This is a genomic window from Nesterenkonia salmonea (genome assembly GCF_005771525.1).
Taxonomy (GTDB): domain Bacteria; phylum Actinomycetota; class Actinomycetes; order Actinomycetales; family Micrococcaceae; genus Nesterenkonia; species Nesterenkonia salmonea.
The window spans coordinates 1-25,636 of the sequence record NZ_VAVZ01000044.1; the positions used below are offsets into that span (position 1 = coordinate 1).

Annotated in this window: 20 protein-coding genes; 4 read left to right on the forward strand and 16 right to left on the reverse strand. The window is 60.8% G+C overall.

The window, feature by feature from the left end; genetic code table 11:
• Window positions 1–409 precede the first annotated feature (409 nt).
• The 5 genes from tuf to FEF26_RS13280 all read right to left on the reverse strand — a co-directional run bounded on the left by tuf (window position 410) and on the right by FEF26_RS13280 (window position 5,917).
• Window positions 410–1,600, reverse strand: coding sequence for an elongation factor Tu (tuf, locus tag FEF26_RS13260; RefSeq protein WP_138254022.1), 1,191 nt, complete (start codon window positions 1,598–1,600; stop codon window positions 410–412).
• Window positions 1,601–1,729: 129 nt separating this feature from the next.
• On the reverse strand, window positions 1,730–3,847 hold the full coding sequence (gene fusA, locus FEF26_RS13265) for an elongation factor G (RefSeq protein ID WP_279536494.1): 2,118 nt from the start codon (window positions 3,845–3,847) through the stop codon (window positions 1,730–1,732).
• A 21-nt stretch (window positions 3,848–3,868) separates the two neighbouring features.
• Window positions 3,869–4,339, reverse strand: a complete 471-nt coding sequence (gene rpsG / locus FEF26_RS13270; RefSeq protein WP_138169831.1) for a 30S ribosomal protein S7 — start codon at window positions 4,337–4,339, stop codon at window positions 3,869–3,871.
• On the reverse strand, window positions 4,339–4,713 hold the full coding sequence (gene rpsL, locus FEF26_RS13275) for a 30S ribosomal protein S12 (RefSeq protein ID WP_138254023.1): 375 nt from the start codon (window positions 4,711–4,713) through the stop codon (window positions 4,339–4,341). Before rpsL ends, rpsG begins: the two co-directional genes overlap by 1 nt.
• Window positions 4,714–4,984: 271 nt before the next feature.
• Window positions 4,985–5,917, reverse strand: a complete 933-nt coding sequence (locus FEF26_RS13280; protein WP_166433040.1) for a DUF4349 domain-containing protein — start codon at window positions 5,915–5,917, stop codon at window positions 4,985–4,987.
• A 143-nt stretch (window positions 5,918–6,060) separates the two neighbouring features.
• On the opposite strand from FEF26_RS13280, the gene FEF26_RS13285 reads away from it, so the two are divergent.
• Entirely contained in the window at window positions 6,061–6,720 is a 660-nt protein-coding gene (locus tag FEF26_RS13285) for a pentapeptide repeat-containing protein (RefSeq protein WP_138254025.1), read from the forward strand.
• A 61-nt stretch (window positions 6,721–6,781) separates the two neighbouring features.
• On the opposite strand, the gene rpoC is transcribed toward FEF26_RS13285, so the two are convergent.
• The 7 genes from rpoC to FEF26_RS13320 form a co-directional block, all read right to left on the reverse strand.
• Window positions 6,782–10,768, reverse strand: a complete 3,987-nt coding sequence (gene rpoC / locus FEF26_RS13290) for a DNA-directed RNA polymerase subunit beta' (protein ID WP_138254026.1) — start codon at window positions 10,766–10,768, stop codon at window positions 6,782–6,784.
• Window positions 10,769–10,831: 63 nt separating this feature from the next.
• Entirely contained in the window at window positions 10,832–14,353 is a 3,522-nt protein-coding gene (gene rpoB, locus FEF26_RS13295; protein ID WP_138254027.1) for a DNA-directed RNA polymerase subunit beta, read from the reverse strand.
• A 325-nt stretch (window positions 14,354–14,678) separates the two neighbouring features.
• Entirely contained in the window at window positions 14,679–15,203 is a 525-nt protein-coding gene (locus FEF26_RS13300; RefSeq protein ID WP_138254028.1) for a hypothetical protein, read from the reverse strand.
• Window positions 15,203–16,048, reverse strand: coding sequence for a DUF58 domain-containing protein (locus FEF26_RS13305; protein WP_166433041.1), 846 nt, complete (start codon window positions 16,046–16,048; stop codon window positions 15,203–15,205). Before FEF26_RS13305 ends, FEF26_RS13300 begins: the two co-directional genes overlap by 1 nt.
• Before the next feature lie 474 nt (window positions 16,049–16,522).
• Window positions 16,523–17,521, reverse strand: a complete 999-nt coding sequence (locus FEF26_RS13310) for an AAA family ATPase (protein ID WP_138254030.1) — start codon at window positions 17,519–17,521, stop codon at window positions 16,523–16,525.
• Window positions 17,522–17,655: 134 nt separating this feature from the next.
• The gene (locus tag FEF26_RS13315; protein WP_138254031.1) at window positions 17,656–18,015 is read right to left on the reverse strand and encodes a hypothetical protein; all 360 of its coding nucleotides are present in this window, start codon (window positions 18,013–18,015) and stop codon (window positions 17,656–17,658) included.
• Window positions 18,012–18,767 carry a DUF4129 domain-containing protein gene (locus FEF26_RS13320; RefSeq protein ID WP_138254032.1) on the reverse strand — a complete coding sequence of 252 codons (756 nt, stop codon included), beginning with the start codon at window positions 18,765–18,767 and terminating at the stop codon, window positions 18,012–18,014. Before FEF26_RS13320 ends, FEF26_RS13315 begins: the two co-directional genes overlap by 4 nt.
• 282 nt (window positions 18,768–19,049) lie before the next feature.
• Between FEF26_RS13320 and FEF26_RS13325 the strand changes: the two genes are divergently transcribed.
• Window positions 19,050–20,138 carry a LacI family DNA-binding transcriptional regulator gene (locus FEF26_RS13325; protein ID WP_138254033.1) on the forward strand — a complete coding sequence of 363 codons (1,089 nt, stop codon included), beginning with the start codon at window positions 19,050–19,052 and terminating at the stop codon, window positions 20,136–20,138.
• Here FEF26_RS13325 and FEF26_RS13330 read toward each other — a convergent pair.
• The gene (locus FEF26_RS13330; RefSeq protein WP_138254034.1) at window positions 20,135–20,803 is read right to left on the reverse strand and encodes a LuxR C-terminal-related transcriptional regulator; all 669 of its coding nucleotides are present in this window, start codon (window positions 20,801–20,803) and stop codon (window positions 20,135–20,137) included. The genes FEF26_RS13325 and FEF26_RS13330 overlap by 4 nt on opposite strands.
• Window positions 20,800–22,146 carry an ATP-binding protein gene (locus FEF26_RS13335; protein ID WP_138254035.1) on the reverse strand — a complete coding sequence of 449 codons (1,347 nt, stop codon included), beginning with the start codon at window positions 22,144–22,146 and terminating at the stop codon, window positions 20,800–20,802. Before FEF26_RS13335 ends, FEF26_RS13330 begins: the two co-directional genes overlap by 4 nt.
• A 126-nt stretch (window positions 22,147–22,272) precedes the next feature.
• Here FEF26_RS13335 and FEF26_RS13340 point away from each other — a divergent pair, with 126 nt between their 5' ends.
• A complete protein-coding gene (locus FEF26_RS13340) occupies window positions 22,273–23,742 on the forward strand; it encodes a PspC domain-containing protein (RefSeq protein WP_138254036.1) in 1,470 nt (489 codons plus the stop codon).
• Window positions 23,739–24,191, forward strand: coding sequence for a hypothetical protein (locus tag FEF26_RS13345; RefSeq protein ID WP_138254037.1), 453 nt, complete (start codon window positions 23,739–23,741; stop codon window positions 24,189–24,191). The genes FEF26_RS13340 and FEF26_RS13345 overlap by 4 nt, the downstream gene beginning before the upstream one ends.
• Window positions 24,192–24,316: 125 nt before the next feature.
• Here FEF26_RS13345 and rplL read toward each other — a convergent pair whose 3' ends face one another.
• Together rplL and rplJ are read right to left on the reverse strand one after the other, a co-directional pair.
• Window positions 24,317–24,700 carry a 50S ribosomal protein L7/L12 gene (gene rplL, locus FEF26_RS13350; RefSeq protein WP_138254038.1) on the reverse strand — a complete coding sequence of 128 codons (384 nt, stop codon included), beginning with the start codon at window positions 24,698–24,700 and terminating at the stop codon, window positions 24,317–24,319.
• A gap of 61 nt (window positions 24,701–24,761) precedes the next feature.
• Window positions 24,762–25,283 carry a 50S ribosomal protein L10 gene (rplJ, locus tag FEF26_RS13355; RefSeq protein ID WP_138254039.1) on the reverse strand — a complete coding sequence of 174 codons (522 nt, stop codon included), beginning with the start codon at window positions 25,281–25,283 and terminating at the stop codon, window positions 24,762–24,764.
• Between the last annotated feature and the right edge of the window lie 353 nt (window positions 25,284–25,636).

Here is a 25,636-nt window from a genome sequence, read left to right on the forward strand (position 1 = left end):
ACCGGGCAAAACTCAATGAGTCAACGACTCACACTTCCCGGGCATCTTGAGATGAGTCACCAGGATTCCCGCATTGACCCATCCAGAAACGCCAGTCTATCCGAGCTTGGGCCCGGTATCGCTGTCCGCTACTCCGCCGCTGCCGCTACCCGTCCCCACCACGGCTTTGACGGTACACAGGTTGAGGGTTCTGGAACTACGCGCCTTCTCTGCCCGGGGGCTGCGGCGGATTCGGACGAGCAGCGCACTATCCATCATGTCCGTCTTTCGAGTTCACCCTGTGCCGTCAGTTCGCTGCCAGCCTCTCGCGAGCCTAGGGCGCGTGTGGAGGAGACCCAACGGTTCTTAATGCGTGAGGCCCCCGACACCTTCACAGTGCCGGGGGCCTCACGGTTTGTACTGAAATTGATCAGGCGAGGATCTTAGTGACCTTGCCGGATCCAACGGTGCGTCCACCTTCACGGATGGCGAACCCAAGTCCGTCTTCCATAGCGATCGGCTGGATGAGCTCGACGGTCATCTCGGTGTTGTCACCGGGCATCACCATCTCAGTGCCCTCAGGCAGCTCGATCACACCGGTCACGTCAGTTGTACGGAAGTAGAACTGCGGACGGTAGTTGGTGTAGAAGGGGTTGTGACGGCCACCCTCGTCCTTGGACAAGATGTAGACGTTGGCCTCGAACTTGGTATGGGGGGTGATCGAGCCAGGGGCTGCCACCACCTGACCGCGCTCGACGTCGTCACGCTTCAGACCGCGAAGCAGCAGACCACAGTTCTCACCGGCCCAAGCCTCGTCGAGCTGCTTGTGGAACATCTCGATACCTGTGACGGTGGTCTTCTGCTTGTCACGGATGCCGAGAATCTCGACCTCGGAGTTGATCTTCAGAGTGCCACGCTCGGCGCGACCGGTAACGACTGTACCGCGGCCGGTGATCGTGAAGACATCCTCGATTGGCATGAGGAAAGGCTTGTCCTTGTCACGCTCCGGCTCCGGGATGAACTCATCGACTGAGTCCATGAGGTCTTCCACGGTCTTGACCCACTCGGCGTCGCCTTCAAGTGCCTTCAGGCCTGAAGTGCGGATCACGGGAGCGTTGTCGCCGTCGAACTCCTGATCGGAGAGCAGTTCACGAACTTCCATCTCGACCAGGTCGAGAAGCTCCTCGTCATCCACCATGTCGGACTTGTTCAGAGCCACCAGCAGGCTCGGAACGCCGACCTGGCGAGCCAGGAGAACGTGCTCGCGAGTCTGTGCCATTGGGCCGTCAGTAGCAGCAACCACGAGGATTGCGCCGTCCATCTGAGCGGCACCGGTGATCATGTTCTTCACATAGTCAGCGTGACCTGGAGCGTCGACGTGGGCGTAGTGACGCTTGTCGGTCTGGTACTCCACGTGGGAGACGTTGATGGTGATGCCGCGCTCGCGCTCCTCTGGAGCGTTGTCGATCCCGGCGAAGTCCTTGGCCTCATTGAGGTCAGGAAACTTATCAGCGAGCACCTTTGAAATCGCGGCAGTCAGAGTGGTCTTGCCGTGGTCGACGTGACCGATGGTGCCGATGTTCAGGTGCGGCTTAGTCCGCTCGAACTTTGCCTTAGCCACAGGTTCCTCCTATAGAACGTGGTTTGAGTCAGTAAGACTTTATTCAGGCACAGGGGTGTCCCAGGCTGAAACTTTCGCAAGTCTACTCACTTCACGGGTTTTGGTGAAATTTAGTTGTCCACGCCGAGGCTACTCGCCGCGGCTCTTCTCGATGATTTCTTCAGCCACTGCCTTCGGAACCTCTGCGTAGGAGTCGAAGGACATGGTGAACACTGCGCGGCCCTGTGTACGGGAGCGTAGCTCGCCGATGTAGCCGAACATTTCGGACAGTGGCACGAGCGCTTTGATGACCTTCACTCCTGCTGCGTCGTCCATGGACTGGATCTGGCCGCGGCGAGAGTTGAGGTCACCGATGACGTCGCCCATGTACTCCTCCGGAGTACGGACTTCAACCGACATCATTGGCTCGAGCAGCACTGGGCTGGCCCGTCGTGCGCCTTCCTTGAACACCTGGGATCCGGCAAGTTTGAACGCCATTTCCGAGGAGTCGACGTCATGGTAGGCACCATCAACCAGTTCTGCTTTGACGCCGACCATTGGGTAGCCGGCGAGGATGCCGAGACCCATAGCGTCCTGGATGCCTGCATCAACCGAGGGGATGTACTCGCGGGGGATGCGTCCACCGGTCACCTGGTTGGCGAACTCGTAGAGTTCTCCTTCGGAGGTGTCCAGGGGCTCGAAGTTCACGAGCACCTTGGCGAACTGTCCCGAACCACCAGTCTGCTTCTTGTGGGTGTAGTCGACCTTCTCCACGCGCTTCTTGATGGTCTCGCGGTACGCCACCTGGGGCTTGCCGACGTTGGCCTCGACCTTGAATTCGCGACGCATGCGGTCCACCAGAATGTCCAGGTGAAGCTCGCCCATGCCACCGATTTCGGTCTGGCCAGTCTCGTCGTTCTGCGTAACGGTGAAGGTGGGGTCCTCGGCCGCCAGTTTCTGGATCGCCGTGGAGAGCTTCTCCTGGTCACCCTTTGACTTGGGCTCGATGGCCACGGAGATGACAGGCTCCGGGAAGGTCATCGACTCCAACACGATCTGTTCGTTCGGATCGCAGAGGGTGTCACCGGTGGTGGTGTCCTTGAGCCCGATGACCGCGTAGATGTGACCGGCTTGGATCTCCTCGACCGGATTCTCCTTGTTGGCGTGCATCTGGAAGAGCTTTCCGATGCGCTCCTTCTTGCCCTTGGTGGAGTTCACAATCTGCGCGCCAGCCGACAGCTTGCCGGAGTACACGCGAATGAAGGTGAGCTGACCGAAGAACGGGTGAGCAGCAATCTTGAACGCCAAGGCTGCGAAAGGCTCGTCCTTGCGGGGCCGGCGGGTCAGGATTTCGTCCTCATGGTTGGGCTTGTGCCCTTCCATAGCTTCGACGTCTGCCGGGGTGGGCAGGTAGTCGATGACAGCGTCGAGCATCGGCTGCACGCCGCGGTTCTTGAATGCGGAGCCACAGAAGACTGGGTAGGCAGCGGAAGCTACGGTGAGCTTACGGACGCCTTCCTTGAGCTCGTCGTTGGAGATCTCTTCACCTTCGAGGTACTTGTTCATCAGTACATCGTCAGCTTCGGCGACCTGTTCAACGAGCGTGCTGCGGTACTCCTCAGCGCGCTCCTTCAGGTCCTCCGGGATCTCTTGAATCTCGTATTCAGCGCCCATGGTCACGTCACCCTTGGCATCGCCAGGCCACACGAGGGCCTTCATCTGCAGCAAGTCGACGACTCCGACGAAGTCATTCTCTGCACCGATGGGCAGCTGCATCACCAGTGGTGTTGCGCCCAGACGGGACTTGATGGTGTCCACGGTGTAGTAGAAGTCAGCGCCGAGCTTGTCCATCTTGTTGACGAAGCAGATGCGGGGCACGTTGTACTTATCAGCCTGGCGCCAGACAGTCTCAGACTGCGGCTCCACGCCTTCTTTGCCGTCGAAGACAGCGACAGCGCCATCGAGGACCCGAAGGGCGCGCTCCACCTCAACGGTGAAGTCAACGTGTCCCGGGGTGTCGATGATGTTGATCTGGTTGTCGCCCCAGAAGCAGGTCACCGCGGCGGAGGTGATCGTGATGCCGCGCTCTTTTTCCTGCTCCATCCAGTCCGTCGTGGACGCACCGTCGTGGGTTTCACCGATCTTGTGGTTCATGCCGGTGTAGAACAGGATGCGTTCTGTTGCGGTGGTCTTCCCGGCATCGATGTGTGCCATGATGCCGATGTTACGGACCTTCTTGAGGTCAGTGAGCACCTCTTGTTGTGCCACGGTGAATTCCCCTATTCCTTATTACCAGCGGTAGTGGGCGAATGCCTTATTGGCCTCGGCCATCTTGTGGGTGTCCTCGCGGCGCTTGACTGCAGCACCCAGGCCGTTGGAGGCGTCGAGGATCTCGTTCATCAGGCGGTCGGTCATCGTCTTCTCACGGCGGTCCTTGGCGTAGCCGACCAGCCAGCGCAGAGCGAGAGCGGTGGCGCGGCCAGGCTTAACCTCGACGGGCACCTGGTAGGTGGCACCGCCAACGCGGCGTGAGCGCACTTCGAGTGCGGGGCGGACGTTGTCCATAGCGGTCTTCAGGGTGTCGACTGAGTTTTCGCCAGTCTTCTTCGCGACACCATCGAGCGCACCATAGACAATGCGTTCAGCTGTGGACTTCTTGCCGTCGACGAGCACCTTGTTGATCAACTGAGTGACCAGTGGGGAGCCGTGGACGGGGTCCTGGACGAGTGGGCGCTTAGGCGCGGGTCCCTTACGAGGCATTACTTCTTCTCCTTCTTGGCACCGTAGCGGCTACGTGCCTGGCCGCGTCCCTTGACACCCTGGGTGTCGAGGGCGCCGCGGACGATCTTGTAGCGGACGCCGGGGAGGTCTTTCACACGGCCGCCGCGAACAAGCACGATCGAGTGCTCCTGCAGGTTGTGGCCCTCACCGGGGATGTAGGCGGTGACTTCCACGCCGCCGCCGAGGCGGACACGTGCCACCTTGCGAAGCGCGGAGTTCGGCTTTTTGGGGGTAGTTGTGTACACGCGAGTGCACACGCCGCGGCGCATCGGGGATCCCTGCAGTGCGGGAGTAGCGTTCTTCGCGGCTTTGGGGGCGCGCCCTTTGCGCACCAGCTGCTGAATAGTAGGCACTATGCAATCTCCATTGTTGTTCAGGTCGTATGGCCGTTGCCGGCCGGGCAAGTCTCTGCGCCGGTGAAGCTCCGCCACTGCTTCAGGCTCCTAGCTTTTGCGGCTTGCAGCGAGATCTGAGAACCGTTGAGGCTCTCTGTTCGCTACATCCGCAAGCGGCTGAGCATGAAAATATGTGGCATTTGTTGCGCACCTTCCCCGCAACCCGGACCGAGTCCTACTGCCACACAGAAACAATCAAGTCAACAATACCAGCTGGTGCGTGTGGATGCTAATGCCGGTCGGTCTGACCATCTGCGGGAGTGGCCTCATTGACGGGATCGGCTTCTTCGGGCACCGGGCGCGGCTCAGGCTGTGGCCCTGTGGAACCCTCACATACGGGTGCCACCTTGGGCCTCCTCCGATGCATTCTCTTTCTGATCAGCACAATGGCGATGCCGGCTGGTACAGCGAACACCGCAAACCAGGGAAGCGCCGCGCCCGTAATGACCAGCACTGCGTTGATAAAGCCTACGAGCCCGTTCCAGCCGGTCTGCAGACCGCCCATGAACCCGTCAGCCTCCACCTCTGAGACAGGTTCGGTGCTCAAGGTCACGTGGAGTGTGGACATGGACACCTGGTCGCCCAGAGCGTTCCGCTCCGCCTGCAAGGACTCCAGGTCAGCTTGGCGCTCGCTCAGTGTTGTTTCCACTTGCAGGAGCTCTTCTGCTGTATCCGCTTCACCCATGATCTCGATGAGTCGATCCGCTGAGGTCTGCAACGCCTCGATTCTCGCGTCGAGATCCCGCACAGTCCCTGTGACGTCGCGCGCGGATTCACTCAGCTCAGTGACGTCTCCAACGCTCTCGAGGCTCTCAATGACGTCATTGAGGTCTTCCGCCGGCACTCGGACGGTGAGACGTGCGTGAGTGGGCCTGCCGTCGTCGTCCGTGTTCTCTTCCCGTGCCTCGACATGACCACCAACTCCGACGACCTGGTCGAGTACGGACTGCGAGGCTTCTCGGGTGTTGTCGACCTCCACCACAGCAGAGGCGGTGGTTACTACCTGGCGGTCAGCCTCACTGTCCTCCCCCGGAACATCGCCTGGAGAATCGGCCACGGCGTCGTCAGTGTCAATGGCCTCAGCTGCTCCACCCTCTTCGACCTCAGGGCCCTCTATACCGTCCTCTGCGGAACTGCAGGATGCCAAGGTGAACAGAGCCATCACGAGTACTGCACACCATCTCAATTCCAGACGCATGGTGCGGACGTTACGACCGGGATGGACCAGGGTCAATGCTTCTCAGGCAATCGTGACCACACCGTGACGGCGCCGGAAGGGTCTGACTCACGCGCTAGGTTATTCACATGATCTCTCCCAGACTCAACCTGCACCGACCGCGTCACCTCGAACCGATCACGAGTGATGAGTTTGTGAGCCGGGCGTCCGCAGAGGGGCGTCTGCTGGCTTCGGCTGAGCTTGTGGGGGTACAACTCAGAGATGCGAGTTTTGTGGAATGCGCGGTGGAGGATGTCTCTGTTGTCGATGCGGATCTGGGAGGCCTGAGCGTGATCGAAACCAGTATCGCCAGGTTGAATGCGCCGCTGCTGAGCTGCGCGCGATCCGTTTGGCGTGATGTGTCTATCTCGGGGTCCCGGTGGGGTGCTGCGGAGCTTTATGACGCGGAATGGTCCGGGGTCCATGTCTGGGACAGCAAACTTGATCTGGTCAATTTCAGAGGCGCCCGGCTTTCTGATGTCCTTCTGGAAAGGTGCCAGATCGGCGAGCTGGATTTGACCGGCGCAGAAGCCAAGCGTGTCCAGTTCAGGGACTGCACGGTCCGAACTCTGGTTCTCAGCGCAGCGCGGTTGACCGACGTGGACTTCAGAGGTGCTGATTTTCAGCATGTCACTGGGCTTCAGCAACTCAGCGGTGCGACAGTCTCTCCGATGCAGCTTGAGGCGCTGGCGCCGCATTTGGCGGCCCACCTGGGCATTCTTGTGAGCGATCTTCCTGCACACGACTGAGGGCCCGGGAGCTGTTGTGCTCCCAGGCCCTCAGTGGTGCTGTGCTGCCGCTATCCGGTGTTTACCGGAAGTCGACGTCGGTGTTGTAGTCCTCCAGCGGGATCGCGTGGAACTCATTGTCACCGTCAGCACCGGCGTAATCGAAGCTCGAACCATAGAGGCTCGGTCCGGTGAAGAGGTTCGCTTTGGCGTCCTCTGTGGGCTCGACCTGGGTCTGCGTATAGCGGTCCAGTCCGGTACCTGCCGGGATGAGCTTACCGATGATCACGTTCTCCTTCAGACCCAGCAGCGGATCTGACTTGCCTTCCATTGCCGCCTGGGTCAGGACCCGGGTGGTCTCCTGGAAGGATGCGGCGGAGAGCCATGAATCGGTAGCCAGTGAGGCCTTGGTGATACCCATGAGCTCGTCACGTCCGGAGGCCGGACGTTTGTTCTGCTCGAAGGCTGCCTTATTGGCGTTCTGGAACCGGAAACGGTCTGCCAGCTCACCCGGGAGCAAGGTTGTCTCCCCGGATTCGATGACCGTGATCCGGCGCAACATCTGCCTGACGATGACCTCGACGTGCTTGTCGTGGATACCGACGCCCTGGGACTGGTAGACCTCTTGGACCTCTGCCACCAGGAACTTCTGGGCAGCCCGGGGTCCGAGCACGCGGAGCACCTGTTTGGCGTCCACGTGACCGCGGACCAACTGGGTGCCGACTTCCACGTGAGCAGTCCCGGAGTTGTCCTCCCCGAGGTCGATCAACAGCCTAGCGCGACGAAGAATCGGGTAGACCTGCTCCTCAGTGCCGTCATCCGGGGTAAGAACCAGGCGGGCCTGCTTCTCATCCTCTTCGAAGTGCACCCGTCCGGAGGACTCCGCGATGGGAGCCACACCCTTGGGAGTACGAGCTTCGAAGAGCTCCTGAATACGGGGAAGACCCTGGGTAATGTCATCAGCTGATGCCACACCACCGGAGTGGAACGTACGCATGGTCAGCTGGGTACCGGGCTCACCGATGGACTGGGCGGCGATGATGCCGACAGCCTCACCCACGTCGACACGGTGTCCTGCGGCCATGGAACGGCCGTAGCACGCCGCGCAGGTTCCGACCGGGGACTCACAGGTCAGTACAGAGCGGACCTTGATGGTCTTCACGCCTGCTTCAAAAAGCTTCCCGATCAGCACGTCGCCGACCTCGGTCCCGGCTTCCGCCAAGACTTCACCGTTGGCGTCCGCGACAGTCTCGGCCAGCGTCCGGGAGTAGGACGAGGTCTCGACCATCTTGTGGAGCTCGAACTCGCCACCCTCTTCAATCTCCTCGGTGACGTACTTGCGCCCTGATTTCACGAGCACACCGTCAGGACGGAGATCGTCCTCATGGGCGTAGTACTTCGGCTGAGCGATCGGCACGGTGAGTCCGCGGGAGGTCCCGCAGTCCTCGTCGCGCACGATGACGTCCTGAGAGACGTCCACCAGACGACGGGTCAGGTATCCGGAGTTCGCGGTCTTCAGCGCGGTATCCGCCAAGCCCTTACGAGCACCGTGCGTTGCGATGAAGTACTCCAGCACTGTCAGGCCCTCGCGGTAGGAGGACTTGATGGGCCGCGGGATGATGTCACCCTTAGGGTTCGTCACCAGCCCACGGATACCGGCGATCTGGCGGATCTGGTTCCAGTTGCCTCGGGCACCTGAGGTGACCGTCCGGTTGACGTTGTTGAGGGAGTCCATTCCCTCCATCATCGCCTTCTCGATCTCCGAGGTGGCTTTGCCCCAGATCTCCTGGAGCTCCTGGGTTCGGTTCTCTCTGCCGATGAAACCGAGTCCGAACTCTTCCTCCACCTTCGCGACCTGGGCCTCGTACTTGTCCATGATGGCGGCTTTGTCGAAGTTCGAGGTGATGTCCGAGATCGCGACGGTCACACCGGAACGGGTGGACCAGTAGAAGCCGGCGTCCTTGAGGTGGTCCAGAGTCTGGGCAACCTCAACAGTGGTGTACCGCTCTGAGATGTCGTTGATCAGCGTACCCAGCGACTTCTTGTCCGCCACCTGATCCTGCCAGGGGTAGTTCACCGGGAGCAGCTCGTTGAAGAGCACTTTGCCCAGCGTGGTTTCGATCAGGGCGGGCTGACCTTCTTCCCACCCTTCCGGCGCAGGTGTCTGCTTCGAGGGCACGAAACCTTCTACACGGATTCTTGCCGGTGCGTTGAGGTGCAGCTGCTGCAGATCGAACGCCATCTGCGCCTCACCCAGTGAGGAGAACACCCGGCCGGCGCCGACCTCGTCCTCGCGGACAGTGGTGAGGTGGTGCAGACCGATGATCATGTCCTGTGCGGGAAGAGCAACGGGGCGTCCATCGGAGGGCTTGAGGATGTTGTTCGAGGACAGCATCAGGATGCGCGCCTCGGCCTGCGCCTCAGGGCCCAGTGGCAGGTGGACAGCCATCTGGTCACCGTCGAAGTCGGCGTTGAACGCAGCACACACCAGCGGGTGGAGCTGGAGGGCTTTACCCTCCACGAGCTGCGGCTCGAATGCCTGGATTCCCAGACGGTGCAGTGTTGGTGCACGGTTCAGCAGCACAGGGTGTTCGGTGATGACCTCTTCCAGCACATCCCACACGGCGGAGCGCTGACGCTCCACCATCCGCTTGGCGGACTTGATGTTCTGAGCGTGGTTGAGGTCAACCAGGCGCTTCATCACGAAGGGCTTGAAGAGCTCCAGCGCCATCTGCTTGGGCAGACCGCACTCGTGCAGGCGCAGCTGCGGACCGACCACGATGACCGAACGGCCTGAGTAGTCGACGCGCTTGCCAAGCAGGTTCTGACGGAAACGTCCCTGCTTGCCTTTGAGCATGTCAGACAACGACTTCAATGGGCGGTTGCCTGGTCCGGTGACCGGGCGGCCGCGCCGACCATTGTCGAACAGGGAGTCAACAGACTCCTGCAGCATGCGCTTTTCGTTGTTGATGATGATCTCTGGCGCGCCCAGGTCCAACAGTCGCTTGAGGCGGTTGTTGCGGTTGATCACGCGACGGTAGAGATCGTTGAGGTCGCTGGTGGCGAACCGTCCGCCGTCCAACTGGACCATGGGCCGGATCTCCGGCGGAATGACGGGAACGGCCTCGACGACCATGCCTGTGGGCGAGTTGCCGTTGACCAGGAACGCGTTGAGGACCTTGAGACGCTTCAGGGCGCGAGTCTTACGCTGACCTTTGCCTGTGGCGATGGTCTCGCGTAGCGACTCAGCTTCTGCCTCCATGTCGAAGGACTTCAGCCGCTTCTGGATGGATTCAGCCCCCATGGCGCCCTCGAAGTACTGCCCGTACTTTGCCCGCATTTCACGGAAAAGCGTTTCGTCGCCCTCGAGGTGTCCGACCTTGATGTTCTTGAAACGGTCCCAGACGTTCTGGATCTGTTCGATCTCGGCATCAGAGCGCTTGCGCAGCTGAGCCATCTGCTTCTCTTTGGTCTCGCGGAATTTCTTCTTCTCCGCAGCCTTTGCACCCTCGGACTCAAGTTCGGCGAGGCCGTCTTCGAGTTCCTTGGCGATGGCAGCGATATCCGCGTCACGCTGGGAGGTCAGGTGGTTGATTTCCTGATCGACCTCAGTCTGGAGGTTGGGCAGATCCTCGTGGCGACGTTCGTCGTCCACGGAGGTGATCATGTAGGCGGCGAAGTAGATGACCTTCTCAAGGTCTTTGGGCGCCAGGTCAAGGAGGTAACCCAGACGTGAGGGCACACCCTTGAAGTACCAGATGTGGGTCACAGGAGCAGCTAGCTCAACGTGGCCCATCCGCTCACGGCGGACCTTTGAACGGGTGACCTCAACCCCACAGCGCTCACACGTGATGCCCTTGAAGCGCACACGCTTGTACTTGCCGCAGTAGCACTCCCAGTCCCGGGAAGGTCCGAAGATCTTCTCGCAGAACAGGCCGTCCTTCTCAGGCTTCAGCGTGCGGTAGTTGATGGTTTCTGGCTTTTTCACCTCGCCGTGGGACCAGCGAAGGATGTCGTCGGTGGTGGCCAGCCCGATGCGCATGGTGTCGAATGAGGATTCAGTGGACATAGTCCGGTATCTCTCTTTTCTGTCTGTAAAAATTCGTCAAGCGTGTGAGTCGAGTGAAGTCGTTCAGACTTCTTCGACTGAGCTGGGCTCTGCCCTGGAGAGGTCGATACCGAGTTCTTCTGCGGCGGAGAAGCCGGAGTCCTCAGAATCAGCGTCGCGCATCTGGAAGGCGTGGCCGTGCTCGTTGAGCACCTCCACGTTCAGGCAGAGCGACTGCATCTCCTTGATGAGCACCTTGAAGGATTCCGGAACACCAGGTTCTGGAATGTCTTCGCCCTTGACGATGGCCTCGTACACCTTGACGCGGCCGTGGATGTCATCAGACTTGATGGTCAGCAGTTCCTGGAGGGTGTAGGCGGAACCGTAGGCTTCCAGTGCCCACACCTCCATCTCACCGAAGCGCTGGCCGCCGAACTGTGCCTTACCACCCAGCGGCTGCTGGGTAATCATGGAGTACGGTCCGGTGGAGCGTGCGTGGATCTTGTCATCCACGAGGTGGTGCAGCTTCAGGATGTACATGTAACCGACCGCGACTGAGTCGGGGAAGGGTTCACCTGAGCGACCGTCGAACAGCTGGGCTTTACCATCAGGCCCGACCAGCTGCTCGCCGTCCCGGGAGGGGTTGGTGGACGCCAGAATGCCTGTGAGCTCGTCCGGCTCGGCGCCGTCGAACACTGGTGTGGCGACTTTGCAGGGGCCGGTCTCCTTGGGAAGGTTCGGCAGGGAGTTGAGCCACTCGGGGTTACCGGCGATCTTCCAACCGTTCGCTGCCGCCCAACCCAGGTGCAGTTCCATGACCTGACCGATGTTCATACGTCCTGGCACACCCATGGGGTTGAGCACGACGTCGACCGCAGTCCCGTCAGGCAGGAATGGCATGTCTTCTACTGGGAGGATCCTGGAGATAACACCCTTGTTGCCGTGGCGGCCAGCGAGCTTGTCACCATCAGTGATTTTGCGCTTCTGGGCGACGTAGACCCGGACGACCTGGTTCACACCAGGGGGCAGTTCGTGGTCGTCATCGCCGTCATCCAGGATGCGCACCCCGATGACAGTGCCGGACTCGCCGTGCGGAACCTTGAGGGAGGTATCGCGGACTTCGCGGGACTTCTCCCCGAAGATAGCGCGCAGGAGGCGCTCTTCAGGTGTTAGTTCCGTCTCACCCTTGGGAGTGACACGACCAACCAGGATGTCACCGGAGTCGACTTCGGCGCCTACGTGGATGATGCCGCGCTCGTCGAGCTGAGCCAGCATTTCCTCGGAAACGTTGGGAATGTCCCGGGTGATCTCCTCGGCGCCGAGCTTGGTGTCGCGTGCGTCGACCTCATGCTCTTCGATGTGGATGGATGTCAGCACATCGTCCTGCACCAGTCGCTGGGACAGGATGATCGCGTCTTCGAAGTTGTAGCCCTCCCATGACATGAAAGCCACCAGCAGGTTCTTCCCCAGGGCTAGCTCACCATGCTCGGTGGAGGGACCATCGGCGATGATCGACTGGTATTCGACCCGGTCGCCCTCAGTCACGCGCACCCGCTGGTTATATGCGTTGCCCTGGTTGGAACGCTGGAACTTCATGATCGGATAGTTGGTGTAGCTGCCGTCGTCGTTCTGAACGATGACGAGATCAGCTGCGACCTTGGTAACGACGCCGGCCTTCATGGCAGTCACAGAGTCGCCTGCGTCAATCGCGGCGTACTTCTCCATACCGGTGCCGACCAGTGGCGACTCCGATTCCAGGAGCGGCACAGCCTGACGCTGCATGTTCGCGCCCATGAGTGCACGGTTGGCGTCGTCGTGCTCAAGGAATGGAATAAGAGCTGTAGCTACGGAGACCATCTGGCGCGGGGAGACGTCCATGAAGTGGATGCCTTCTGGCTCCACGAGGATCGGCTCGCCCTGCTCACCGGAGGAGACGTTGCCGCGGCAGAGGACTGTGGCCTCTGTGAAGCTGCCGTCCTCCTCCAGTGGTGCGTTTGCCTGGGCGATGTTGGCCACGAGCTCATCATCGGCGGTAAGGTACTCGATCTGCTCGGTGACCTTGCCGTCGACCACCTTGCGGTAGGGGGTCTCAATGAAGCCGAAGTTGTTGATCCGGCCATAGGTCGCCAAGGATCCGATCAGGCCGATGTTCGGGCCTTCAGGAGTCTCAATCGGGCACATACGCCCGTAGTGGGAGGGGTGGACGTCACGGACTTCCATACCCGCGCGGTCACGGGACAGACCACCTGGACCCAGCGCGGACAGACGCCGCTTGTGCGTCAGGCCGGCCAGCGGGTTGTTCTGATCCATGAACTGCGACAGCTGGGAGGTGCCGAAGAACTCCTTGATGGAGGCCACCACAGGGCGGATGTTGATCAGCGTCTGCGGGGTAATCGCCTCAACGTCCTGCGTGGTCATACGCTCACGAACCACACGCTCCATACGAGACAGTCCGGTACGGACCTGGTTCTCGATGAGCTCGCCTACCGCACGGATGCGGCGGTTACCGAAGTGATCGATGTCGTCAACAGTGACGGGGATCTCGATTTCAGCACCGTCGCGGACACCCTTGGTGGTCCGCTGACCGGCGTGCAGAGCACACAGGTAGTGGATCATCGCGGTGATGTCATCTTCGGTGAGAACACTGGCGTCGGAGTCAGTGAAGTCTTTGTCCACGCCCAGCTTGCGGTTGAGCTTGTAGCGGCCCACCTTGGCCAGGTCATAGCGCTTGGGTGTGAAGTAGAGACCTTCCAACAGTCCACGCGCGGCTTCAACAGTCGGCGGCTCGCCCGGGCGCAGTTTGCGGTAGATGTCCAGTAGCGCCTCGTCCTGAGTTTCGAACGTGTCCTTCTCGATGGTGGCGCGGATGGAGTCGTATCCACCGAACTCCTCAAGAATCCGGGATTCAGTCCAGCCAATGGCCTTTAGCAGAGCGGTCACGGGCTGCTTGCGCTTTCGGTCCAGACGCACACCGACCTGATCGCGCTTGTCGATTTCCAGCTCGAACCATGCGCCGCGGGACGGGATGACCTTAGCTGTGAAGATCTCTTTGTCGGTGGTCTTGTCCTGGGAGGACTCGAAGTAGGCACCAGGGGAACGCACCAGCTGCGATACGACGACGCGCTCGGTGCCGTTGATGATGAACGTACCGCGGTTAGTCATCAGCGGGAAGTCGCCCATGAAGACGGTCTGCTGCTTGATTTCACCGGTGTTGTGGTTCATGAACTCGGCCTTGACGTACAAAGGCGCCGAGTACGTGGTGTCGTGGTCTTTGCACTCCTCCACGGTGAACTTCGGGTCAGCGAACTCCGGATCGGAGAAGCTCAGGGACATTGTTCCCTGGAAGTCTTCAATGGGTGACATCTCTTCGAAGATGTCAGACAGGCCAGAAGTGTCAGAGACACCCTTGATGCCCTTTTCCTTAGCCTCAGCCACACGGGCGGCCCAGGCTTCATTGCCCACCAGACGGTCAAAAGACTCGATCTGCAGAGCGAGCAGCTCCGGGACATCGAGGGGTTCGTGGATCTTTGCGAATGAGAGACGGCCGGCGTACTCGGGAGTGCGGGCCGATGCAGCGGTATTTGGTGAGGTGCTCGAGGCGACCAAGAGGGATCCTTCCACAGACCTTTTACGTTTTGCGTACCGGATCGCTTCCACAGGTGTCTTGAAGGTTGCGCTACTTGTTGAAGTAGCTGCAACCCCAATTGCGCCTACCGCTATATGAAGGCACGAAGATGTGAGGGGAAACGCGAAGTTTCAGGATACACAGAAAGGCCGGGCGCACGCAAGTGCACGCCTCATACCCCCAGATTGGAGGTGACGGCGTCCACATTAGCACCTCAGTGACAACCCCGGAACCTCCCTATGGTGTGTTGGGCATTCAGATGACTTCCGCCAGTTCTGAAGAACCAGTCACGAGTCAGGGGATGCATCACAGGCGCTTGGCCCAGCGGTCGTGCGCTAGGGCTGCGATCGAAAATGCACCGGAGCTCACCAGGAGGATAAATGCGGCAAAAGGCACGTCCATACCGGCCATGGCGCGAACAATCATCCACGCGATGACCGTGATCCCCATCAGCGCGGCAATGCGCCCTCCCCAACTGACCCACATCTGACGGGGCACAGGAGCGGCAATCGGGAGCACGGCCGCCAGTGCGCTAGCCGAGTGGATGAGCAAAATCAGCGCGGCTGCGGGCAGTGTCCACGCGGTGCGGACATCGTCATTGACCCCCACCCAGAGAATGACCAAATAAAGCAGCAGCGCCAGTGGCATGACATTTCGCGGGTACAGGGCCGCGGCGATGCTCAAGAGCGCAGGGATAACCGCAGTCCCGAGATCGAACCAGTCCCGTCCGGAGGCAAGCGTAAGCACTCCAGCGAAAAGCATGCCTCCCAAGGCGACTACTGCCCTGAGCACGAGCTGCTCGGTGGAACCGTGACGCACCAGTTCTCGCATCAGACCATCCCGGCCGATCCTCGACGCGTCAGCATCCGCAACACCATGTCTAGGCTTCCCGGTCCACGCCATGGAACAAGGGACACGCCAGCCTGAGTCACACGGCGAATTTCACGCTCTCGTTCCAACATTCGGACTCTCCATGCAAGCTGGTCTGGAACGTCAATGCTCTCATTATGGAGTTGCGTCTCACCCAACACATCTACTGCGACGACGGTGAGGCCGCTGCGCGCCAGGGCTGCCGCCCGGACGAGGACCCCTTCAGACACGAAGGACGAGACGATGACGACCAATGTGCCGGCACGGAGCCCGAGTCGGATATTCGCAGGGTCAACTTCGCGTTCGGGCGCCGGTACCGCACCACCCAGGACATCGAGCAGGCGGCGAAAATGAGCGGGCCCACTGCCCGGCATCAACCGCTTGGGCATGGCACCTGACATGATCTGCAGGCTGACGCGATCTCCCTGGAGCGCGAAATGCTCTCCAATGGCGGCCGCTGCGCGGACCGACCGGTCCAGGGTTGACGACTCCGTCCCGATGCCTTCGGACGAGCCAAGATCACTCTGCGCGTCGAGGATGAGTGCCACATGCGTGTCCTGATCGGCGTGGGTAGATGTCACATGCAACTCGCTGCTGCGTAGCGAGCGCGGCCAGTTAATGTTCTTTAGCCGGTCTCCCCATTGGAATGGCCGGATGCTGCTGAATTCGCTTCCCTGGCCGGGGCGAGACGCCCGGTGGTGGCCTACAACTCCTCGAGGATGTGGAGCGGGGACACCGGAGTCGAAAGGTTCGGCCGCTGGAGTTACGGGACGTTGTTTTCCAGCCAGGGGGACCGGCCCCCACACGTAGGCAGCCCAGGGCCCAACTGCTCCAACGAGGGTGGCCCCATATTTTGCGGTCGCCCCACCGCTGTGGGTCAGCCCCCAGAGTGAAATGAGCTTCCGCTCCGCCGCCGCCTATGGCCGCGACCCGGGATCCATGATCAGGGCGACGCTGCACCCAGGGCATGGGGGCCAGAGAAACTGCGGCGAAATCCCCTCCGCGCATATCACCAGCACGTACGATGACTGCGTTCGATTCGCCCTCTGCTACTCGGTCCCTTGCAAGGCGTCCAGTCGCCCATGGCTGGCCGGTGGGCTTCGCGATGATCGACCAAACTGCCGCAAGCAGGAGGGGAACCACTAGAACGAGAACATCCGGACGGGCTGCGATCAAACCAGCGATAGTACCTAGAGCCGCCACCACAATGGCTCTCAGGTGCGCATGGGTCAGGAGCCACCGACCTGGCTGCTGCGTGGTGCTTGACTCGTCGGTTTCTGTCATCGCCGGTGAGGTTCCCCGTCTCGGGCGGCGGGCACGGGAACATCACGGAGCACCGTGTCCACAATCTGTGCCGGCTTAGTGTCAGACATCCAGAGCTCCGGCTTGAGAACCACTCGGTGATCGAGCACCGGATGCGCAACGGCTTTGACGTCCTCCGGGACAATGTAGGTACGCCCTGCGATGACCGCGTAGGCGCGTGCCATCAGAATCAGCGCAAGTGACCCTCGTGGAGAGGCCCCCACATGGACTCCGGCTGCTCTGCGTGTGGCACCGGCGAGCCGGACACAGTATGCGGTGATGTCATCCTCAACCGGTACCTTTTCCACCGCTTGCTGCATGGCTGTCAGGCCCGCGGCATCGGTGACGGCATCCAATACGATTTCTTCCTTCTGTCGATCCAGGCGGCGGCGCAGAATGTCGCGTTCGTCCTCAACTTCCGGGTACCCGAAGGACAACCGAATCAGGAAGCGGTCCAGCTGAGCCTCCGGAAGCGGATACGTTCCCTCATACTCCACCGGATTCGACGTCGCCAGAACGTGGAAAGGCCGGTCTAAAGTGAAGGTTTGACCCTCAACTGTGACTTGCTTCTCCCCCATAGCTTCCAAAAGCGCCGACTGCGTTTTGGGCGGCGTACGGTTGATCTCATCTGCCAGCATGAGCCCAGTGAAAAGCGGGCCCTTGCGGAACTGGAATTCGCCGCTGCGCTGGTCATAGATGTAGGCACCTGTCAGATCTGCCGGCAGCAGATCAGGGGTGAACTGAGCACGGGCGAAATCCAGCCCCAATGCTTGGGCGAAGGACCGTGCCGCGAGAGTCTTGCCCAGTCCAGGAAGATCTTCCAGCAGCACATGCCCACCGGCGAGGAGAGCGGCCAGAGTCAGGGTGAGCTGCTCCCGTTTGCCGACGACCGCTGTCTCAACCTGATCCAAGACCAACGCGGCCTTTGCGCTGACTCCGGGATCTGGAGGTGGTGGTGGCCAGGGTGTACTTGTCACAGTTCCTCGATTCGTGTGATGACTTGGGACAAAGTATCGAGTGTCAGACGCTCCGGAGGCGGGCCGTGGAGGTAGCGCTCCAGTTCTTGGCCAAGTGCTTGTGCCCACTCTTCAGGATCATGGTCTTGGCTGATTCACCGGGCACGTAGCCGCTCATGTGCCAGAACATTGAGAGTTTCGTGAAGTTCGGCTCCCGCCGCGGCATCCACATCCAACTCCGCTAGCATCTTGCGAAGCTTCCGCAGTCGGGGTTCAGCGGCCCCAAAGGCAGGGGCTGCGTCCACTGGTCCGGCGGGAAACCATTGGACACATGTGGTGATGTCGTCGAACTTCAGGACCGTAGAGATCACCGCGAATGCGCCCAGTACAAGAATCAGGCAGACCAACAGACCCAACGCCCATGGGTGCGGCACTAGATCCTGCAACCACAGAGCGATGAACAGTGCAAGCCCACACAGTAATGCAGCGGCGCTGAGCTTGATGCGCCGCTTCACAGCCCAGTCTCCGTGTTCTTTTGAGCGTCTCGGCGAGTTTCGATGGCCTTGTGCACCCGGTCCAAAGCTGCCACTGCCCGATTCCGATCTTCCGTGGTCTGCTCCTGACGGGAGAACCTCGCAGTGCGGTAAAGCTCGGCCAGCTCAGTGATAGTCGCAGCGTCGACGTCCCACCGTTCGAGCACACGCTGAGTAAACTCTTCAGCCGTCTCGGATCCGCTACGGTGTACTCCCGCGCCCTCTGCAGCGTCCTCCAATGCCACCCAACAGGCCACTATCGCGTTTCGAGGCCTGTCTTCTGCTAGAGCCCGTTCACGCACCGCACCTGTCACTTGGGCTGCGAGCTCAAGGTCTTCGACCACTTCAGGCGGCTCAGATCGGTCGACGGAACGCTCCCCCCACCATCTCAACAAGAAATAGCCCGCAGCGCCGATCAGGCCAAGCACTGCGAGCACCGCTGTGACCGTGAAAGCTGACTCCAAGGAACTGAGGTCAATGCGGGCCGATTCGCCCAGTTCCTCCCCCAGGTTGGGGCCTTCCGGCGCATTGCACCACGCCGGGGCTGCTTCCGACTCGGCTGGATCATCCGGGCACTCTAGGACAGGGGGCCCTTCCTCCGGACTAGTGGCATCAGGGTTCCAACCGCGCAACGGACCTGCATAACGTGGAATCTGGACAGCGGAGGCGACAATGAGCAGGAACACCCCCAGCACCGTCAGCACAGCGGCCGCACGTGCTCTGGTTCCATCCATCCCTACAAACGTAACCCACAACCTTGAAGCGGGGCCGACACCAGCTGATCAGAACCTACATCAGACGCCCTCCCCTTTGTGAACGAAACCGACTACTGGCCCTAGTGCGTCGTCGTTGGAAAGACGAACACGCAGTGACTGGCTGTGAGACGCGAGGTAAACAGTTGTGGAACCTTCCACGACAAAGTGCTGGAACGCACCAGATTCGGCCCTTTTGGCTACTTTGGCCGCATAATCTTTGGCTCAGACCTCTACTTGCGCCTCTGATGACTGGATCTGCCGATGCCCCCTAAGCTCACCCCCTCCGCGCCCGCGCGACGTCGCATGGACCGCCAGCCAACGATTCACGATGTCGCTGAGGCAGCCGGTGTGTCCAAATCGGCAGTCTCTCTGGCGATCCGGAATCAACGTGGAGTCTCTGAGGCCACACGGGAACGAATTCTGGGCATCGCCCAAGAGCTGGGATACAAATCGAACGTGTGGGCACGCTCGCTGGTCCAGGGCCGCACCGGGCTGGTCGGAATTCTGCTGCAGGACCTCGGTAACAGCTACCACCGAGATGTCACCGCCGGGGTGGAAGATGCCGCAACCGAGAACGATCTCAGACTGGTGATCGGACATGGCCGCAGAGATACTCAACGATTACAGACTGAGCTTGATTCACTGCTGGCCCTCGGGGTGGAAGGAGTTGTCATCATTTCCTCCTGGGTTCCGCCGCAGTACTTGGAACGCATCAACAAGCGAGTCCCGCTAGTGGTGGTCGGCCGACTCCCGAACCACGTGCCAGGGGTAGACACTGTGGCCAACCGGGATGAAATCGGCGCACGGTTGGCCGTAGAGCATCTGACCAGTCTGGGGCATACCAACATTGCGCATCTGACGAGCTCAACACGACCAGCGGCGATGCACCGGCGCGCAGCATTCAGCGAGATGATGCGCGCCCGATTACCGGGTGTGGAGCCCCAAGTGGAAGGTCCCGAGCAACTGGAGTCGGCGATCAAGTACCTGGTGTTCCAGATTCAGCAGGAAAAGGACGCCCCCACCGCGGTGTTCACCCAGAACGACCGGGTCGCAGCCGACCTAGTGGGGGCGTGCCTCGATGCAGGAGTACGGCTGCCGGAGCAGTTGAGCATCGTCGGCTACGACAATTCCAGCATCTGCCGGATGCTCCGCCCACAACTGACGAGTGTGGACCAACCGCGGATCGAGATGGGGCGGCTGGCTTTGGAGATGCTCAGGGAACGACTCGGAGGCCGTATGGAGGACAAGCACGTGACGATCGCCCCCGAGCTGGTGGTTCGGGGTTCAACGCAACCACTGCTGGAACCAGACGGTGAGGAACGACAACGCGCCCCGACAATGGTGGACTAGACGATGCGACGCTGTTCTGCCCAACGCGTGAGCTCATGACGGCTGGAGAGCTGCAGTTTGCGCAGCACCTTAGACACATGGGTCTCCACTGTTTTGATCGAAATAAACAGCTCGGAGGCGATCTCCCGGTAGGTGTATCCGCGGGCTATCAACCGCATGACCTCCACCTCGCGTGCCGAAAGCCGGTCCAGCTCCTCATCGCGAACATCCTCGGCGAGCCCAGAGGTGCCGAAAGCGTCAAGCACGAATCCGGCCAGACGAGGTGAGAAGACGGCGTCGCCCGCCGCGACAGCGTCAATGGCGCCCAACAGCTCATCTGTGCTGATCGTCTTAGTCACGTAGCCGCGCGCCCCAGCACGAATCACTGACACCACGTCAGTGGCCTGGTCGGAGACGCTGATCGCCAAGAACTTCACCTGCTCCAGCAGGTCGCGGCAGAGTTTGACCACCTCAGCTCCACCACCGCCGGTGCCACCGGGCATATGTACGTCCAACAGGACGACCTCAGGCAGTGTCTGCCGTATGACCTGGGCGGCCTCATCGACGGTTGAAGCTTCAGCGACCACCTCAACAGAGTCACCAAGTTCTGCCCTGAGACCGGCACGGAAGATTCTGTGGTCGTCCACGATGACAATGCGGCGATGCGCGGTGCTCTCTGTGCTCACTCCTGCTGCCTCTCTGCATCAACCTGCGTAGGTGCGCCCTGTGAACCATTGCCAGGCGACTGATCTTCCACCGGCATGAAGAGCTGGACCTCAGTACCGCTGGGCCGAGAGCGTATCCGGGCGCTCCCACCGACGCGATTCATCCGGCCGATGATGGACTCCCGCACACCCATGCGGTCCTCAGCTATTGACTCCAGCTCAAAACCGGCACCCCGATCTCTGACGAACACGGCGTCCTCCACCTCAGTGGACTCAATGTAGACCGAAGCCGGGCCAGCGTGTCGAATCGCGTTGAGGATTGCCTCGCGTGTAGCGGCCACCAGGGGATCATGCTGACGACGCCGCGACTCCCCCACCGCCACTACCTCAACGGGAACAGAGTGCAGTTCCTCCAGTTCAGCAGCGACCGAAAGAACTTGGTCCTTCAAGGTCCCGGTGGCTTGGGCGTTCTGCCGGTAGAGCCATGAGCGCAGCTGCCGCTCTTGGCTGCGAGCCAGGCGTTCCACCTCGGCCGGGTCAGACTTCTGCTTCTGGATCATGGCCAGGGTCTGCAGCACCGAATCGTGAAGATGCGCGGCGATGTCAGCCCGCTCCGCCTCAGCCGCGGCGCGCTCACGTTCGACCTGGGAGGTGCGGTAGAGCTTGATGAACCACGGCGCCAATACCAGGGCTAGGCCAGCGAGCAGTATGGCACCCACGATGGTTCCGGCAATGAGTTCTCCCGTGCCCACCAGACCGCCGGCGATCACCAGCATGGCGACGAGCACCAAGGCGGCCCCACAACTGATCTGCCAGAGAGCCGCATTGCGTTGGCCCGGGTCTCCGTGACCCTGCGCAGTGAGTGAGCGGTCCAACTGCGACCAGGCGAGGACGACACCTCCGATAATCACTACTGGGACCACGACGATCCGCCAGTCAATGCTGAACCCCAGCAATTGGGCCAACATCAGGGCGCCAAGCCCCAGCAGAACGCTGCCCATCATGATTTCCGGCGACGAGGTCAACGTGTCCAGTCCGCGCTGAACTCTGGTTGATGCGCTGCCTGAAGTGTTGTCCTGCGGCCGCGGCTCGTACGCCGCCAAAGCTGGACCGCTCAGCCCACGAACCGCAGCTTCCCGAGTCGGTTCCTTTTCCGTCGGAGCGAAAACCCACAGCCAGCAGTAGAGGACGAGCCCAATTCCACCAGTAAGTGTCAGGACAATGAACGCCAGCCGCACCAGTGGTACGGGGTATCCCAGGTGGCGCGACAGCCCCAGACAGACCCCTGCGACAGGCGTGCCCAGTGCCCGGCGCAGCGGAGGCCGCTGGGGCACCTGGTCCTGATCCGGCGTCGTTGTTTCCACCTCTCCATAGTGTCATGGGCGCACCCGCGTCAGACAGGCGATTCGGGCGCTTCAGGGGTTAGATCAGGGTGGGATCAGGGCCGTCCCGCATAGCGGTGACGGCTCCAACAGGACGAGACTGTAGGCATGAGCACTTCAGATCACGGCCGCCGTGAAGCCGGCCACCAAGTCTTCGATTGGGTTCGCACCCTGGGGATCCAACGGCCCGATGACGCCTGGGCCGCCGGTGTATGTGCCGCGATGGCACAGAAACTCGGGTGGGACACCGCCCTGGTTCGCGGCATAGGAGTCGTGGCCTTCATCATCTTCTTCTCCCCCATGGCCCTGTTCTACGGACTGTCATGGATGTTCCTGCCGGACTCCCGGGGTCATATCCACGCGCAGCAGGCACTGCGTGGGGCCTACCCAGCAGGGTTCTGGGGCGCAGGCATCATGACCCTGGTGGGGGCAGTTAATGTCTTCACCCCGAACATTGTGGGGCCATTTGCGATACTGCTGAACCTGGTCATCATTGGCCTGGTCGCCTGGTTGCTGTGGGCGATTTTCCGCAGCTACCGGCGCAACGGCACGGACCATTCGGCTCGGGGCGACTCCCCAAAAGCCGGGACCTCTGCCCACCGATCCGCTGACGCGAAGGCGCAGGCAGAGGAACAGGACACCCTTCGCGAAGACGGCAAGCCGGCCTGGTACCCCAAGGAGGGACCACCAACAGCCAGCGCTTCGGCTTCTGCGTCGCACAGCGGATCCCCATCACACCCCGCTGCTGAGCGCACTCATGCGGGGACCTCACACGCCACAACCGGCAGTATGAAGGTCTCCTCTCCGCCCAAAAGGAAAGCGAGTGAGGACCCCCGGGTCGCAGAGGAGAAGCGTCGCCGGCGAATGGTGAGCTTTGGCTTGGCACTGCTGGCTGTACCGATGATCGCCGCTGCCATGTGGTTCGCCACCACGATCGGCTTAGCCACCACCAATGCAGTCCTTTTGGGGCTGGCGCTTGTGGTGACGCTGCTGGCGCTGATGCACCTTGGCTCGGCAGTGCGCGGCACACGGGGCCGCGGCGGTCTCTTGGGCACATTCACGGTGTTGATGGTGGTGGTGTTCCTGTTCGCCCCGTCGAACCTGCAGGACAGTTCGAATCATGTCTTCGGGAACTACGAGACGCAGTCGGAGTCCATCAATACGGCTTTCGCCAACACCACCGTTGATCTTCGGGATCTCAGCGACAGATTCACCGCCGATGATGAGATCGACTTCTCGGACTCCACCGCCGCGGCCGAGTTCGCACAAACGCGGGATTTTCACACCACCGTTGATGTCAACAATGCCTTCGGCAACGCCACCATAGTGCTGCCGGATGATGTCTACTGGGAAATTGAGCGCGGAAATTTTCTGGGCAATATGGACATCCGGACCCAATCACTGTGGCACTCATATCAAGGCATAGGCTCCACCCCGGAGACCTTCGGCCCAGACGTTGCTGCGGGCACCGTGGAGCTTCAGGTCGGCAACGCTTTCGGCAATGTGGTCATCTATGACGAGACCACCTACAACCAGGAAGAGCTAGGCATCTTCAGCGATGAGGAGGAGCAGGAATGAGTGACAAGGCGGGCCCGTCCAACGACGCCGAAGAGCAGAGCCGCAACACTCATCAGCACACGGTGCCGATCCCCCCTGAGCCGGAGGACGTTGACGCCCTGCTCGCTGAGTCCCTCAGGGCCCAATCCGAACGCGATTTCACGTGGAAGGAACCAGAGCGGAAGCCGCGCTGGTGGGAACGCGCTGAAGGACAGGAAGAGTCCACTGGCGCGGTGACCCCTGAGCGCACGGCAGAGGTGGCGTCGTCGTCATCCCGAGACAACCGCAGGGTCCGTTTGGGCTCGGTGGTGTTCGCGCTGATCAGTCTGCTGTTGGCCGGCTGGGTGGTGGCTTCAGTAGCATTCGGCATCACAGTTGAGCCACTTGTTGTTGGCCTGGTGATCTGCTCGCTTGCGGGCATGTCACTCATCGTTGCCGGGCTTCGGCCCAAGCCTGGCACGCGAATCTGAGGGACGTCTCATAAATCTATCTGTTTGTTAACGCCGAAACCCCGGTCCGCTCCTTCAACGGAGTAGACCGGGGTTTCGAGTGACAGCTGAGATTCAGCTGGTGAGAGCGGCATAAGCCGCACCAATCACTTGAGGGTGACGGTGGCGCCTGCGCCCTCGAGGGCCTCTTTTGCCTTCTCAGCGGATTCCTTGTCTGCACCTTCCAGCACAGCCTTAGGTGCACCGTCGACCAGCTCCTTGGCCTCCTTCAGTCCGAGGGAGGTCAAGCCGCGCACCTCCTTGATGACACCGATCTTCTTGTCGCCAGCGGCTTCAAGAATGACGTCGAACTCAGTCTGCTCTTCAGCCTCGGCAGCGTCGCCGCCAGCCGGTGCTGCACCTGCTGCGGCAACCGGAGCTGCTGCAGTCACGTCGAAGGTCTCTTCGAAGACCTTGACGAACTCGGAGAGCTCGATGAGGCTCATTTCCTTGAACTGTTCAATCAGTTCGTCGTGGCTCAACTTAGCCATGGGGTTGGCTCCTTACGTGTTTGAAACGGATCTTGTTTTCGTTTGTGTGCACTGACAAGCGTCAGGCAGCGTCTTCCTGCTTCGCGCGCAGGGCTTCCACGGTCCGAACCATCTTGGAGATCGGAGCCTGGAATGTTGCGGCCGCCTTGGTCTGAGCACCGATGAAGGCACCAGCCAGCTTGCCGAGCAGAACCTCACGGGACTCAAGATCCGCGAGCTTCTTCACCTCATCCTCAGTCAGGGGCTTGCCATCCATGTAGCCGCCCTTGACGATGAGCTGAGGGTTGTCCTTGGCAAAGTCACGCAGAGCTTTTGCCACGTCCACAGCATCGCCGTGAACGAAAGCGATCGCAGAAGGTCCGCTCATCTGTCCCTCGAAGGACTCGATGCCGACTTCCTTGGCTGCGATCTCGGTCAGCGTGTTCTTCACCACGGCGTAGTTTGCGTTCTCCCGCACGGACCGCCGCAATTGCTGCAGCTGGCCGACGGAGAGGCCGCGGTATTCCGTGAGCACGGCAGCGTTTGACGCGTTGAAAAGCTCCTTGAGCTCTGCAACGGCGGCCGCCTTCTCAGGATTCGCCATGGCACTCCTTCCGAATTACATTGCCAGTCAGAATCACAGGTGGGGGCATAGAAAAAGCCCCATGCACAAGTGCACAGGGCTCAACAGAACATCAGAAATACTGACGTACAACGTTGGCTTAGTCCACCTGCGCAGGTCGCCCGTGAGGGTCTTTAAAGCTCAGCCACACTCCGGGGGTCCCGGTGACCACGAGATTCAGCGCCAACTGATTCTCGCACGGCTAAAGCGACCGGCGGTCTTTGGTCAATGACTGACTATACATGTCCTCACGCAGAGGAACAAAACGCCCGCATTGACTCATCCCAGATGCCCGCCTGGACCTAGTCGTTGACTCATCCTGAAATGCCCGCGTG

What these genes read in the sequence shown, in the direction of transcription:
- rpsG (WP_138169831.1), bottom strand. Translation starts at nt 4,339, where the DNA reads ATGCCTCGTAAGGGACCCGCGCCTAAGCGCCCACTCGTCCAGGACCCC.
- FEF26_RS13280 (WP_166433040.1), bottom strand. Translation starts at nt 5,917, where the DNA reads ATGGCTCTGTTCACCTTGGCATCCTGCAGTTCCGCAGAGGACGGTATA.
- FEF26_RS13285 (WP_138254025.1), top strand. Translation starts at nt 6,061, where the DNA reads ATGATCTCTCCCAGACTCAACCTGCACCGACCGCGTCACCTCGAACCG.
- rpoC (WP_138254026.1), bottom strand. Translation starts at nt 10,768, where the DNA reads ATGTCCACTGAATCCTCATTCGACACCATGCGCATCGGGCTGGCCACC.
- FEF26_RS13300 (WP_138254028.1), bottom strand. Translation starts at nt 15,203, where the DNA reads ATGCGAGAACTGGTGCGTCACGGTTCCACCGAGCAGCTCGTGCTCAGG.
- FEF26_RS13320 (WP_138254032.1), bottom strand. Translation starts at nt 18,767, where the DNA reads ATGGATGGAACCAGAGCACGTGCGGCCGCTGTGCTGACGGTGCTGGGG.
- FEF26_RS13325 (WP_138254033.1), top strand. Translation starts at nt 19,050, where the DNA reads ATGCCCCCTAAGCTCACCCCCTCCGCGCCCGCGCGACGTCGCATGGAC.
- FEF26_RS13340 (WP_138254036.1), top strand. Translation starts at nt 22,273, where the DNA reads ATGAGCACTTCAGATCACGGCCGCCGTGAAGCCGGCCACCAAGTCTTC.
- FEF26_RS13345 (WP_138254037.1), top strand. Translation starts at nt 23,739, where the DNA reads ATGAGTGACAAGGCGGGCCCGTCCAACGACGCCGAAGAGCAGAGCCGC.
- rplL (WP_138254038.1), bottom strand. Translation starts at nt 24,700, where the DNA reads ATGGCTAAGTTGAGCCACGACGAACTGATTGAACAGTTCAAGGAAATG.
- rplJ (WP_138254039.1), bottom strand. Translation starts at nt 25,283, where the DNA reads ATGGCGAATCCTGAGAAGGCGGCCGCCGTTGCAGAGCTCAAGGAGCTT.